We start from the raw sequence: 15,346 nt of genomic DNA, 5'->3' as shown, positions 1-15,346 counted from the left end.
TCATGAGGTCCTCTTGGACCTAACGGTGGTCGGCATCGTGAGTTCCCTGATCGTCGGCATTCTCCGCGTCGCCCGACACCCTCCCTGTGCCGCCGTCCAGCGCGCCGAGCAGCCGCGCCACGGCCTCTCGGCTGGCCGCACCGGCGCCGCCGGCGCTGATGTGGCCGTCCGGTCGGACCAACAGAAAACCGCGCTGGTGGCGGCCACGCCCGGCCGCCATGTGGTGTGCCACCAGCCGCGGCCACCGCGCCGCCAGAGATCGCGCCCAGTCCGCGGCCGCGCCACCGGTGACCAGTACCAGTCGGCCGTCGACAGAATGCGCCATGGCCCAGTGCGGGGCCCGGGCGCCTGCCTGCCGGCCGGGTCCGGGCAGCGCGTATCGCACCCGTCTGCCGGCGAGCAGCGGAACGAACCACCGCCGCAGCACGCCGGCCGATTCCAGCCCCTGCCAGACCAGGTCACGCACCTTCGCCGCCAACGGGGGAAGCGTGAAGACGCGCATCATGGTGTGGGTGGCCCGGACGGTCTGCTCAGCCGCCTGACGGCGTTCCTGCTCGTACGTGTCCAGCACGTCCGGATGGAGCGCGCCGCTCACCACGCCTGCCAACTTCCAGGCCAGGTTACGTACGTCCTGGAGCCCCAAATTCAGGCCTTGACCACCGAGCGGTGCGTGGGTGTGGGCGGCATCTCCGGCCAGGAAACACCGGCCTACCCGCAGCTTCGATGCGATCCGCTCGGCGCTGGTGAACTCGCGCGCCACGTCCAACCGCGCCAAACGCATGCCGCTCGGCCCGCGCTCGTCCAGAAGTCGCTGCACGGTCTCTTCGGTCAACGGTGTGCCCGCCGGGATGGCCGTGTAGATCCGCACCGTCCCGTCCCGCATCGGCGCGAACACCAGGGACCCTTTGGCGGACATGGAATAGTGCACGGCGCCGTGCTCGATGTCCTCGGTCAGCGTGCCTTCGGCGAGCAGGAGCGCCATCGGCACCTGCTCACCGAGGAACTCGACGTCCAGCGCGGCGCGCACGGTGCTGCGCACGCCGTCGGCGGCTATCAGCCAATCCGCCTCGATCACGCCCAAGCCGTCCGGCCCGTCGGCGTGAGCCCGCACGCCGTTCGCGTCCTGCTCGACCCCGGTCACCCGGATGCCACGTTCCACCCTGCCGCCCAGCCCGCGCAGCGCGCGTTCCAGTAGTTCCTCTGTCTGGTGTTGCGGCAGCAGCAAGGGCTGGTCGGCAGTGCCGAGGGAGAGGTCGAACCGACGCCGACCGGCCAGATTGAATCGCATCGCGCGTATCGGCTGGCCGAGTCGGCCGGCCTCGCGCAGCAGGTCCAGATCGTCCAGCACGGCAAGCCCGCTCGGCCACAGTTGCATGGCGCGGGGCCCGGTTGCCGGAGCGGTGGCAGCATCCACCACCCGTACGGAAACGCCGAACCGGCGGAGTTCGGCCGCTGCCGCGAGCCCGACCGGTCCGGCACCGACCACGAGCACAGCGGTCCGGGCGGTCATGCGGACCACCCCAGGTCGCGCGCACCGGTCAGGTCGTCCAGCCAGTCTGACAGCACGGCCGCGGTGTCCGCGGCATGCTTCTCAATCAGGGTGAAGTGGTCGCCGGGCACCTCCCTGACCGCCTGCCCGCCGGGCCAGGGCACTTGCCACGGTGGCACTCGCCATGGCGTATTCCCAGGCAGCGCCGAGGCGGCCCGCACCAGCAGGGTCGGAGCGACGGGGTCGCTGGGCTGCCACTGGCCGATAAGCGGAAGGTAGCCACCCATCGCGGCCACTCGGCGGTCGTCGGCTTCCAGCAGTTCCAGTCCGCGCGCCACACCCGACAGCAGCGCCGGCGGCAACCCGTCCAGGGTGAGCGGGCCCGGCGGGTAGGTGTCCAACAGCACGAGCGCCTCGGCCGGGGTGCCGAGCGCAGCCAGCTTGGCTGCCACCGCGTGCGCGAGCAGGCCGCCCGAGGAGTAGCCAGCCAGTGCGATCGCTCGCCCGTCCGCCCTCGCCGATACCGCCGTGGCCGCTGCGTCGACCAGCGACGCCCACGAGGCGGGCAACCGCCCGGCGCCGGTGAAGCCCGGCAGTTCGAAGGCGCACACCTCACGCTGACCGGTCATCTCCGTGGCCAGCCGCACGAACTGGTGGGCACCTGAGGTTGCCAGCACGGTGGGGAAGCACATGAGCATCGGCTCGGCCGGGCCGACGGCGAGGTCGTACGGCATCGGTATGTCCCGCGCGTCAGCAGCGTCGAAGCGCGGCAGGCGCGCGGCCGCCGCGTCCACCTGCGCACCGAACAGGGCCGCCCGGTTCGGATCGTCGGCCGCGGCCGCGGCCGCGCGACGCAGTTCGCCGGGGCCTGCAGGTCTGCCGTCGTCCGCGCGGTCGGTAGCGAACAGTGCGCTGCGCAGATGTCGGGCGAGTGCGTCCGGGGTGCGCAGGTCGAAGAGTTGGCGCAGGGCCAGCCGTCGGCCGGTGGCCGAGTCCAGTCGATTGCGCAGCGCCACCGCGACGACGGAGTCCATGCCCAGTTCCAGGAATGCGCGGTCCGGGTCGACCGCGTCCGGGTTGTCGTGTCCGAGCAGCGCGGCGACTTCTGCCCGCACCAGGTCCAGCAGCTGCCTGTACTGATCGGCCGGTGCCAGATCGGCGAGGAACCCTACGCCGGTCCGCTCCGTGAGCGTCGACACCGGCGCCGACGCCGACGCCGACGGCTGATGCTCGCGGACCCGGCCGGAGGCGGTGTCCTCGATCCAGAACCGGCGGGACTGGAACGCGTAGGTCGGCAGGTCAACCGGCTCGGACGTGTTCGGCAGTGACGACGACCAGTCCACGCCGATGCCGTGCACGTACGCCTCGGCAGCCGCCGTCGCCATCCGTTCCGGTCCGCCCTCGCCGCGCCGCAGCGTGCCGATGACCACTGCGTCCATCTCAGCAACGTGCGCCAGGTCCTCGATGCCGACAGCCAGCACCGGTTGCCCGCTCACCTCGACGAAGGCCCGGTGCCCACCGTCCAGCGCGGTGCGGACGGCGCGGTCGAACCGCACCGGCTCACGCAGGTTCCGATACCAGTAGTCGGCGTCCAGGTCGGTGCCGAGTCTGCCGCCGGTAACGGTGGAGTAGAACGGTACCGTCGGCGCTTTGGGCGCCAGCCCGGCCAATTCCGCAAGAATGATGTCGCGCACTGGTTCGACTTGTGCCGAGTGACCGGCACCGGGCGCATTCAGGAGGCGGACGCGGACGCCCCTGGCCTTGTACCGGGCCAGCAGTTCCTGGCAGGCGTCGGCAGCACCGGACACCACGGTGGCCTCTGGTCCGTTCACCGCAGCCACGGACAACCGGCCGCCGAATTGCGCTAGTTCCGCCTCGATCTGGCCCACCGGCAGTGCCACGGCGAGCATCGTGCCGGTGGCCTGGAGTCCGGCCAGGGCCCTGCTGCGCACCGCAACCACGCGCGCGCCTTCAGGAAGCGACAGTGCCTCCGCGACGCAGGCCGCGGCCACCTCGCCCTGGGAGTGGCCGATCACCGCAGCAGGGTTGACCCCATAGGATCGCCACATCCGGGCGAGCGACACCATGACCGCCCACAGCACGGGCTGGAGCACCTCGAGCCGCTCCATCGCCTCCTCGTCGCAGAGCGCTTTCGCCAGTTCGGTCTCGACGGGCCAGTCCACATACGGGGCAAGCGCCGCTGCGCACTCCCGCATCGATTCGGCGAACACCGGTGCGCGGGCCAGCAGTTCGGATGCGATGCCGGGCCACTGTGCGCCGTGCCCGGCGAACACGAACACCGGTGCCCCGCGCTCCCTGGCCGCTCCACGCACCAGGTTGGCCGCCGGTCGGCCCTCGGCCAGCGCGGCCATGCCGGCCAGTACGTCCGCGGGGTCGTCACCGAAGACCACCGCGCGGCGGGGCAACGCGGGGCGGGCGGCCAGGGCCGCTCTCACCGCGCCGAGGGACAGGTCCGGCCGCTCGGCGAGGAAGGACGCGAGCCGGCCGGCCTGCGCGGCGAGCGCCGCGTCACCGCGCGCGGAGATGATCAGCGGGACCGGGGCCGTGTGCATGCCACCGGTGGCCGCGACGTCGGTCGCCACCGGCGGGGCCTGTTCGAGAATCACATGCGCGTTGGTCCCGCTCATGCCGAAAGCGGACACTCCGGCGCGGCGCGAACGTCCGGTGTCCGGCCATGGCGTTTCCTGCGTGACCAGCCGGATCGCGCCTGAGGACCAGTCCACGAACGGTGTCGGCTGGTCCACGTGCAGAGTCCTGGGCACGGTCCCGGCACCCATCGCGAGCACCATCTTGATCACCCCTGCCATCCCTGCCGCCGCCAGGGTGTGGCCGATGTTCGACTTGACCGAGCCGAGCAGCAGCGGTTCGGCTCGGTCTCGGCCGTAGGTCGCCAGCAACGCCTGCGCCTCGATCGGGTCGCCGAGACGGGTCCCGGTGCCGTGGGCCTCCACCACATCGACGTCCTTGGGAGACAGCCCGGCGGTGCGCAGGGCGTCGAGTACCACCCGTTGCTGGGACTCTCCGCTGGGCGCGGTGAGGCCGTTGCTGCCACCGTCCTGGTTCACCGCGGTGCTGCGGACCAGGGCGAGCACCTGGTGGCCGTTGGCGCGGGCGTCGGACAACCGCTCCAACAGCACCAGCCCGACGCCTTCGGAGAAACCGGTTCCGTCCGCCGACGCGGCGAAGGCCTTGCACCGTCCGTCCGGCGCACAAGCGCGCAGCTGGCTGAAATCCACGAAGCCTGTCGGGGTGGACAGCACAGTGACGCCTCCGGCGACTGCGAGGGAGCAGGTGCCACCACGCAACGCCGATGCGGCCAGGTCGAGTGCGACGAGCGAGGACGAACATGCCGAGTCGACTGTGATGGCCGGCCCCTCGAAGCCGAAGGTGTAAGCCACCCGGCCTGACACCACACTGGCTGCCGAGCCGGTCAGCCGATACGCCTCGATCTCTCCCGGAGCTTCGGTGAGCAGCACCTGGTAGTCGCTGGTGACGCAGCCGGCGTACACCCCGGTGCGGCTTCCACGCAGCGTGGCCGGGTCGATACCGGCCCGTTCGAACAGCTCCCAGGTCGTCTCCAGGAACAACCGCTGCTGCGGATCCATGGCAAGGGCCTCACGTGGAGAGATGCCGAAGAAGTCCGCGTCGAAGTCGAGCGCGCCGTCCAGAAAGCCGCCTGAGCGGGTGTAGGTGTGTCCCGGGTGGTCCGGTTCCGCGTCGTAGAGGCCGTCCACGTCCCAGCCGCGGTCGGCCGGGAAGTCACCGACTGCGTCGATCCCGGACGAGACGAGTTGCCAGAGCTGTTCCGGCGAACGGACGCCGCCCGGGAAGCGGCAGGCCATGCCGACGATCGCGATCGGTTCGGTGTTCCGCTCCCGTAACTCGTCCAACCGGGACCGGGTCTCATGCAGTTCGGCGGCTACCCGCTTGAGGTAGTCCCGCAACTTCTGTTCGTCAGACATAGCGATCCTCGTTGCCGATACCCAGTTCGTTGTCTATGAAGGCGAAAATGTCCTCGTCGTCCGCGTCCGCCAGTTCGGCGGCCACGGAGGACCGACCGGACAGTTCGGCGGTGAGCTGCCGCAGTAGGTCGGCGATCCGCACCCGTTCGTCGTCGTCGACCGTGAGCGCAGCCGCCCGGATCCGGCCGAGGTCGGTGTCGACCGGTGGCGCCGAGGGCGACGCGAGTTGGTCCGAGAGAAACTCGGCAATGGCCGAGGGATTCGGGTGTTCGAACGCAAGCGTCGCGGGCACGGACAGACCGGTCGTGGCCGCCAGCGAGTTGCGCAAGGTGACGGCAGCGAGCGAGTCCAACCCGAGGTCCCGCAGCGTGGCATCCGGCGCCACCGCGTCCGGCACCGAATGACCGAGGACCAGCGCGACCTCGCTGCGCACCAGATCGAGCAGCAACCGCGCCCGGTCGGCTGCGCCGAGCCCGGCCAACCGATCCACCCACGCTCCCGCCCGGTGCTCGCGGTGATCACCGTCGCTGGTCGGTCCTACCGGTTCGACCAGTTCGGCAAGCAGCCGTGTCGGGCGGGTCGATGTGAGCGCGGGGCCGAACCGAGGCCAGTCCACGTCGGCGACCACGCAGGCCGGCGAACCTGGCTCGACCGCTTCCGCCAGCGCCGCCGACACCACCTCCAGGTCGAGCGCGCGCAGGCCGAGCCGGCCCCGCGGGTCGAGTTCGGTGCCGGTGTGATCCGATGTGTCATCGGCCAACGCCCCGAGCGCCACCACACCGGCCTGCTGGCCGCCATGGCGCCGGCGGTCGGCGAGTGCTTCTGCCCGAGCCCAGCCCATGCTGTGCGCGGCTTGTCCGGCGACACCCCACACCGTGTCCATGGGGATGACGGTGACGAACGCTTCCAGGTCCGTGTCGGCCAGCAGTTCGTGCAACCACACTCCGAGCGCGGCATCGGCAAAGCCGTCGGCGAGTTCGGCCAAACCGGTCTCGGCCAGGCTCGCCACCCGCGGCTGACCGGCGACGCACACCACCGCCCGCACCGGATGACGAGCCAGCAACGCCGAAACCGCTTCCCGTCCGTCCGGTACGGGCACCGCAGTGACGGTGGCACCCAGCTCGGCCAGTGCCGCAACCTGATCGGCGTCGGGTTCGCCGACGAGTATGAGCTGGTCGACACCGGACCGCGCCAGCCAGCGCGCGGCCCTGACACCGGCGGCGGTCGCCGCGCCGGTCACCAGAACCGGCCCGGTCGCCGACCACTCCTGGGTGGCTCGGCCGGGTCCGGCGGCGCGGACCAGTCGCCGGACGAGCCCGCCGGCCGGTCGGACGGCGAGTTCGGTCTCTCCGCCGGCCAGAGCAGCGCCGATCAGTGGACCGAGCCGGCCCAGCTCGTGCCGGCTCGGGTCGGCGGGCAGATCGACCTGGCCCACGATGTCGTGCGGGTGCTCCACCGCGGCCGCCCGGCCCAGTGCCCATAGTTGCGCACCGACCGGGCTCGCCAGGGATTCCGGTCCGGTGGTGACCGCGCCGGCGCTGATCAGCCACACCGGGACACCCCGGCCCATCGACGCCTGCACCAGCGCGAGGGTCGCGGCGACACCGACAGGCAGGAGCGGTTGTCCGGGATGAGGCATGTCGGCCAGACCCAGCAGGGACAGTACCCCGGCGCTCTGCGCCAGTCGCGACCGCAGTTCGTCGGCGTCGACCGTGGCCGGATCGATCTCGACAGTGACCGGCTCGGCGCCGACGGCCGCGAGTCCCGATTCGAGGGCAGCGATCAGCGCGCGGTCCAGCCCCGTCGGCACGATCACCTGCCAGGTCCCGGACAGCCGCCCCGGGTGCGTGGTGACCGGCTGCCACGACACCTGGTAACGGGCCGCATCGAGTCCCACCCGGCCACGGCTGGTCCGGCGCCATGCGGACAATGCGGACGCCACCGGCCGCACTGTCTGCTCCGGCAGACCGAGTCCATCCGCGAGCGACGCCAGGTCGCCGGCGTCGACCGCCGCCCAGAACCGTGCGTCCGCACCGTCCGCACCTGTCCCGGTGGTGCCGGCGGGGTCCTTCACCGGCGCCTCGAGCCAGTACCGCTGGTGCTGAAACGGGTAGCTGGGCAGGTCGGTTCGGCAAGCGCCGGTGCCGCCGAACACCGCGTCCCACGCCACTGGCGCACCCGCGGTCCACAAGGTGCCGAGCGCGTTGAGGCCGGTGCGGATCTCGTCCTTGTCCCGGTGCTGGAACGGCACGGCCGGCACATCGGTGGCAGCGTCGTCCGCCAGCGTTTCACGCACCAGCGCGGTGAGTACCGCGTCCGGGCCGATTTCCAGGAACGCGTTGGCCCCGGCCGCGCGCAGCGCGCACACGCCCTCGTGGAAGCGCACTGCCTCGCGCACCTGCCGTACCCAGTAGCCGGGGTCGCACAGTTCGTCCGCGGTCGCGATGCGTCCGGTCATGTTCGACACCACGGGCAGCACCGGCGGGTGGAACGGCAGCCGTTCGGCGACCGAGCGGAAATCGTCGAGCATCGGCTCCATCAACGGCGAATGGAAAGCGTGACTCACCCGCAATCGCCGTGTCCTGTGGCCGGCCGCGGCCAGTTCTTCGACGACCCGTCGCACGTCGTCACTCGCGCCGGACACCACGACGGAGCGAGGGCCGTTCACCGCGGCCACCTCGACGGTGCCGCCAACGGCCGCGAGCACCTCGTGAACCGTCGCCTCGTCCGCTGCCACGGACACCATCGCGCCGCCGGCGGGCAGCGCCTGCATCAACCGGCCGCGCGCGGCGACCAGGGCCGCTGCGGACGGGAGGTCCAGGACACCCGCGACATGGGCCGCAGCGAGTTCGCCGATGGAGTGGCCGGCGACGAATTCCGGCCGGATACCCCAGGACTCGACCAGCCGGCACGCTGCCACCTCGAACGCGAACAGCGCCGCCTGGGCATAGCCGGTCTGTTCGAGGTCGTCCGCGTCGGTGCCGTACAGGACGGTCCGCAGCGGCCGTTCGAGGTGGGTGTCCAGCAGGTCGATCGCGGCGTCGTACGCCTCGGCGAAAACCGGGAAACGGCCGGCGAGGCGCCGGCCCATGCCGAGCCGCTGGCTGCCTTGGCCGGTGAACAGCACGGCGATACGTGAGTCTCCGCCCCGCCCTTGCGCGACGCCGGGAGCAGGTCGGCCCGTGGCGATCGCGTCGAGGGCAGCGTGCAGTTCGGCCTTGTCGGCGACCACGGCTACGGCCCGCTCAGCGAGCGCCGCGCGCGCCACACCCGAGGTGAACCCGATGTCGGCCACGGATGCCCGTACGGAAGCCATGTCTGCGGCTCGCCCGCGTAACGCGGCCACGGTCGCTGCCGACAGCGGAATCGGAACCACCCCCGCCTCAGGTGCGGAGTGACGGGGCATCTCCTCCGGGGGCTGTTCGAGGATCACGTGTGCGTTCGTCCCGCTGATTCCGAAGGACGACACACCTGCCCGCCGCGGCCGACCGGTCCGCGGCCAGGCCACCGACCCCGACGACACGACCTCCACCCCGCCCGCCGCCCAGTCCACATGCGACGACCACTGCTCGGCGTGCAGCGACCCCGGCACCACCCCGGCACCCAGCGCCGACACCATCTTCATGACCCCCGCCACACCGGCCGCCGCCTGGGTGTGACCGATGTTCGACTTCACCGAGCCCAGCAACAGCGGACTGCCGGCCCGGTCCCGGCCGTAGGTCTCCAGCAGCGCCTGCACCTCGATCGGGTCACCCAACGCCGTGCCCGTACCGTGGCCTTCCACCACATCGACGTCCGACGTGGACAGACCCGCGTCGGCGAGAGCGGCCCGGATCACCCGCTGCTGAGACGGACCGTTCGGCGCGGTCAGACCGTTGCTGGCGCCGTCCTGGTTCACCGCGGTCCCACGCACCACCGCCAGCACCCGGTGACCACGCAGGCGCGCCGTGGACAGCCGCTCCACCACGACCACGCCGACGCCCTCGGCCCAGCCCGTGCCATCCGCGCCCTCGCCATACGCCCGGCACCGACCGTCGGCCGACAGACCACCCTGCCGGCTGAATTCCACGAACGTGAAGGGCGAGGACATCACGGTGACGCCGCCGGCCAGGGCGACCTCGCACTCCCCGCTGCTCACCGAACGCACGGCGAGGTGCAGGGCCACCAACGACGAGGAACACGCGGTGTCCACGGTGATCGCCGGGCCTTCCAGCCCCAGCGTGTACGCAACGCGGCCGGAGGCGACGCTGCCGGTCGTCCCGGTACTGAGGTAGCCCTCGACCTCGGCCGGCACGGACGGCAACCGGCTCCCGTAGTCGTGGTACATCAGACCGGCAAAGACACCGGCCCGCGCACCCCTCAATTCGTTGGCGTCGATGCCGGCATGCTCCAGCGCCTCCCACGAGACCTCCAACAGCAACCGCTGCTGCGGATCCATCGCCACTGCCTCCCGCGGCGACACTCCGAAGAACCCGGCGTCAAAACCAGCCGCATCGTTCAAGAAGCCACCGAAACGGGTCGCCGAGGTGCCCTGCCGACCCTTGTCCGGATCAAACAGCGTCGCCAGGTCCCATCCGCGGTCGGTGGGGAACGGCGAGATCGCGTCCACCCCGTCCTCCGCCAGCCGCCACAGGTCCTCCGCCGAGCGCACCCCACCGGGATAGCGCCCGGCCATGCCGACGATCACCACCGGATCGTCTTCGGCCGGGCCACGAGTCGGCGTCGCGTCGAGCGGTGCGGTACTGCCGGCGGGCTGAAGTTCGGACATCAGCCGGACGGCCAGTTCGTCCGGACTCGGATGGTCGAAGAGAAGGGTGGCCGGCAGCCGCAGGCCGATCGCGGCGGACAATCGGTTGCGCAGTTCCAACGCGGTGAGCGAGTCGAAGCCGATGTCGCTGAAGCTGCGCCGCCCCGACATGGCGGTGGCATCCGGCAGGCCCAGGGTGGCGGCCGCCTCGGTGCAGATCAGGTCGACCAGGAGCGGCAGCCTCTGTGCCTCGGTGGCCAGGGCCAGCCGCCGTACCAGCCCCGAAGCCGAGGGAGCGGTGGGGCGGGTGGCCGGTGCGAGGCCGCGCAGGATGGCCGGGAGGTCCACGGCGGAGCGCAGCGCGCGGCGGTCGAGGCTCACCGGCACCACCTCCGTCCTCGGGCGGCCCAGGGCCGCGTCGAACAGCGCGAGGCCCAGCTCCGGGGTGAGCGGCACCATGCCGGAGCGGGCCAGCCGGGCGCGGTCGGCGGTGCCGAGCGAGGCGGCCATGCCGTCCTTCCACGGCCCCCAGGCCAGCGAGAGCGCGACGCGGCCCTCGGCGCTTCGCCGCCGGGCCAGCGCGTCCAGGAACGCGTTGCCGGCCGCGTAGGCCGCCTGGCCGGCGGTGCCGAGCGTTCCGGCGATCGAGGAGAACAGCACGAAAGCGGCGAGGTCCAGGCCCTCGGTGGCCTCGTGCAGGTTCCAGGCGCCGTCCACCTTGGGTCGCAGCGCGGCCTCGAGCCGTCGCCCGGTGAGCCCGCCCACGACCGCGTCGTCGAGCACGCCCGCGGCGTGCACCACCGCGGTGAGCGGATACTCGGACGGGGTCTCGGCGACCAGTGCCCGCACCTGCGCTGCGTCGGCCACGTCGCAGGCCACCACCCGAACCGTCGCCCCGGCCGCCCGAAGCTCGGCGGCCAGCTCGGCGATTCCCGGGGCTGCGGTGCCCCGCCGTCCGGCGAGCAGCAGAGACCGGATGCCGTGCCGGTGGACGAGGTGACGGGCCAGCAGCGCGCCCAGCGCACCGGTGGCGCCAGTGATCAGCACCGTCCCTTGGGGATCGAGCGTGGTGGGCGACGCGCTGCCGACGGCGCTGAGCCGGGGTACCAGCACGTGTCCCGCGCGCACCGCCAGTTGTGGCTCCTCGGTGCGGAACACCTCGTCGGGCATGGCGACAGGCTCGTCGAGGTCGACCAGTGTGATCCGGCCGGGCTGCTCGGCCTGCGCGGACCGCACCAGTCCCCACACCGCCGCGTGCGCCAGATCGGTGATCCGCGGGTCGCCGCCGGCGGCAACCGCACCCGTGGTGACCAGCACCAGGCGCGCGGCCGCGAACCGTTCGTCGGCCAACCAGCCGGCCACCACCTCGAGCACGGCGGCCGTGACGGCCCTGACACGCTCAGGCTCCGGGCCGCCGCCCTTGCTCGGCGCGCGCAGCACCACGACGTCGCCGGCGACGACCGGTTCGGTGAGGTCGGCGAGCGTGTTCACGTGCCGGATCGACGGTGTGGCCGGCGCGGAACCGGCAGGCAGCGGCACCCAGTCCACAGCGAACAGCGCGTCAGCGGCCGGGTCACGGCCGGCGAAGGCGGCGAACTGCTTCTCCGTGACACCGCGCACGGACAGCGCGCCGATCGACAGGATCGGGCGGTCGTCGTCGTCCACGAGGTCCACCGCGACGGTGTCCGCGCCGACCGGTTCGATCCGCGCCCGCGCCACCACGGCACCGGTCGTGTGGAGTCGCACGTCACGGAACGTGAACGGCAGCTTCACCGCTGAGTCGGCCGGCGTGACAAGGCCGAGCGCGTGCAGCACGCTGTCCAGCACCACGGGATGCAGTCCGTAGCCGGTCGGGTCCAGCCCCTCGGGCCGGACCGAGGCGTACACCGCGCCGCCTCGCCGCCAGGCCGTGCGCAGCCCTCGGAAGGCCGGGCCGTAGCCGAGGCCGCGGTCGGCCAGTTCGTCGTACCAGCCGGCCACGTCAACGGGTTCCCCGTCACCCTGCGGCCACCTCGTCACGTCCACGGTGGGCTCGCCGTCGCTCCAGCGGCTGACCGTGCCGGTGGCGTGTCGGGTCCATGGCTCGGGCTCGTCGCGTTCCGGTCGCGAATGGATCGACAGCGGGCGCCGTCCTGCCTCGTCCGGTGCTCCGACGACCACCTGCACCTGCCTCGCGGCAGCCAGCGGCATGGGCGCCTCGATGGCCAACTCGTCCAGCAGCGGGTGACCGCAGTGGTCGCCGGCGCGCACGGCGAGATCGACCAGTGCCGCGCCGGGCACCAACGCGGTCCCGAACACCGCGTGGTCAGCGAGCCAGGGATGGGTGTCCAAGCCGACTCGCCCGGTCAGCACGAACTCGTCAGCGTCCGCTCGCGCGATCACGCTGGTCAGCAGCGGATGCCCGGTGCCTCCCTGCCCATGCCCGCTCGGATCGGTGGCCGGCCGCACCGCGTCCAGCCAGTAGCGGGTGCGCTGGAAGGCGGAGGTGGGCAGGTCGACCGGGCGTGCTCCGGTACCGTCGAACAGCGCGTCCATCCGGACCTGTACACCGCGCACCCAGAGCCGGGCCAACGCGTGCGCCAGCCCCAGCGGCTCGGCACGGTCCCGACGCACCAGGGGCACGAAGTCCACCTCGACGTCGATCTCGGCATCTTCCATCGCCTCCCGTCCGAGCGTGCTGAGAACGCCGTCCGGACCCAGTTCGAGACACGTGCGCACACCGTCGTCGACCAGGCAGCGCACCGCGTCACCGAACCGGACCGTGGCCCGCACCTGATCCACCCAATAGTCCGGTGTGCACAGTTCGGCGCCGCTCACCGGCCGGCCGGTCACCGTGGACACGATCGGAATGAGGGGTGGGTGGTAGTCCAGGCGCGCGGCGACGGTCCGGAACTCCGCCAGCATCGGCTCCATCAGCGGGGAGTGGAAGGCGTGGCTGACCCGCAGCGGCCGGGTCCTGCGGCCGGCGTCCGCGCATTGCCGGGTCACCGCGAGCACCTCGTCCTCGACACCGGACAGCACCACCCAGCCGGGCCCGTTCACTGCGGCCATGGCGATGCCGGACCGCTCGGCCAGCAACTCGGCGGCCTCCTGCTCGCCGATCTGCACCGCGACCATTGCCCCGCCCTCGGGCAGCGCCGCCATCAGCCGACCTCGGCTGGTCACCAGTTCGGCCGCGTCCCGCAGTGACAGCACCCCTGCGACGTGCGCGGCGGCAACCTCGCCGATCGAGTGGCCGGCCAGGTAGTCGGGCCGCAACCCGAGCGAGGCGACGAGCTGGTACGAACTGACCTCGATGGCGAACAGCGCGGCCTGCGCGTAGTCCGTGCGGTCCAGCAGTGCGGCGTCCGGACTGTCGTGCTCGGCGAACAGCACCGTACGCAGCGGCGGATCCAGGTGCCGGTCGAGTTCGGCGCAGACCTCATCCATCGCGGCAGCGAACACCGGCTGCCGGGCACACAGTTCCCGGCCCATGCCCAGGCGCTGGCTTCCCTGTCCGGTGAACAGGAACGCGAGGCTGCCGTCGGTGACCTGCCCGGTGACCACGGAGGCGGTGGCACGGCCCTCGGCGAGCGCGGTCAAGCCCTCGGTCAGCTCTGCGCTGTCGGCGGCGAGCACTACGGCGCGCAGGTCGGCCGCGGCGCGAGCAGTGAACGTGGACAGCCCGATGTCGGTGGGCTCGGCGGATGCCAGACCGGTCAGCAGCTTCGCGTTCGCGGCGAGGACCGCGTCGTTCCGGCCGGAGACCGCGACCGGCGCCACCTGCGGGACCTTGCGCACCGCTGTGTCGTTGGACTCGGCGGGCGCCGCCTCCACGATGAGGTGCGCGTTGGTGCCGCCGATACCGAACGAGGAGACGGCTGCCCGGCGTGGACGATGCGACTTCGGCCACGGTGTCGCCTCCGTCACCAGTTCCACCGCACCGGCCGTCCAGTCCACGTGCGGCGACGGCTGATCCACGTGCAGAGTGCGCGGCACCGTACCGGCCCTCATGGCCAGGACCATCTTGATCACGGCGCCCACGCCGGACGCGGCCTGGGTGTGTCCGATGTTCGACTTCGCCGATCCGAGCAGCACCGGAGCCGCGTCGCCACGGTGCCGGCCGTAGGTGGCGAGCACCGCCTGTGCCTCGATGGGATCGCCCAGCGGTGTGCCTGTGCCGTGCGCTTCCACAACGTCCACATCGGAGGGACGCAGCCCGGCGGCGGCAAGCGCAGCGTGGATGACTCGCTGCTGGGACGGGCCGTTCGGCGCGGTCAGGCCGTTGCTGGCACCGTCCTGGTTGACCGCGCTGCCGCGCAACACGGCCAGCACAGGATGGCCGTTGCGGCGGGCGGCGGACAGCCGCTCCAGCACCAGCATGCCCGCGCCCTCACCCCAGCAGGTGCCGTCGGCGGCGGCGGCGAACGATTTGCAGCGGCCGTCGACGGCCAGCGCCCGCTGGCGGCTGAACTCCACGAACGGGAACGGGGTGGACAGCACGGTCGCGCCGCCCGCCAGCGCCATCTCGCACTCACCCTGACGTAGCGCCTGCATGGCCAGGTGCAGAGCGACCAACGACGAAGAGCATGCGGTATCCACCGATACGGCGGGGCCCTCCAGTCCGAGCACGTAGGACAGCCGGCCGGAGGCGACGCTGCCGTAGCTGCCGGTCCCGAGGTAGCCCTCCAGCTCCGGAGGTGCGGTAGGCAGACGGGTCGCGTAGTCGTAGTACATGACGCCGGCGAACACGCCGGTGCGGCTGCCGCGCAGCGTGGTCGGGTCGATCCCGGCTCTCTCGACCGCCTCCCACGAGGTCTCCAGGAGCAGCCGTTGCTGCGGGTCCATGGCCAGCGCCTCGCGCGGCGAGATGCCGAAGAACTCCGCGTCGAACCCGAGCGGATCGGTCAGGAACCCACCGTGTCGGGTGTACGAGGTTCCGGGGCGATCCGGGTCCGGGTCGTAGATCGCATCCAGGTCCCAGCCGCGGTCGGCCGGGAACTCCGAAATCGCGTCGACCTCGTGCACGAACAGGTCCCAGAACCGCTCCGGGGTGTCGGCACCTCCCGGGTAGCGGCAGCCCATGCCGATGACGGCGATCGGTTCCCGTGCGGCCTCAGTGAGCCGATTGTTCTCCTTGCGCAGCCG

At 72.0% G+C, this 15,346-nt stretch carries 3 protein-coding genes; all 3 read right to left on the bottom strand.

What is annotated here, in order from left to right:
- Positions 1–19: 19 nt before the first annotated feature.
- From ACWC24_RS17420 to ACWC24_RS17410, 3 genes are read right to left on the bottom strand one after another with little or no spacing between them, the layout of a single operon-like run.
- Positions 20–1,510: an FAD-dependent monooxygenase gene (locus ACWC24_RS17420; protein WP_450663675.1), complete on the bottom strand. Its 1,491-nt coding sequence runs from the start codon at positions 1,508–1,510 to the stop codon at positions 20–22.
- Positions 1,507–5,472: a type I polyketide synthase gene (locus ACWC24_RS17415; protein ID WP_450663674.1), complete on the bottom strand. Its 3,966-nt coding sequence runs from the start codon at positions 5,470–5,472 to the stop codon at positions 1,507–1,509. The genes ACWC24_RS17420 and ACWC24_RS17415 overlap by 4 nt, the downstream gene beginning before the upstream one ends.
- On the bottom strand, positions 5,465–15,343 hold the full coding sequence (locus ACWC24_RS17410) for a type I polyketide synthase (protein WP_450663710.1): 9,879 nt from the start codon (positions 15,341–15,343) through the stop codon (positions 5,465–5,467). The genes ACWC24_RS17415 and ACWC24_RS17410 overlap by 8 nt, the downstream gene beginning before the upstream one ends.
- Between the last annotated feature and the right edge of the window lie 3 nt (positions 15,344–15,346).

This window comes from Streptomyces sp. NPDC001443 (assembly GCF_053597355.1).
Note: the sequence above shows the minus strand (reverse complement) of the source record. Positions and strands in the feature narration are given on the sequence as shown.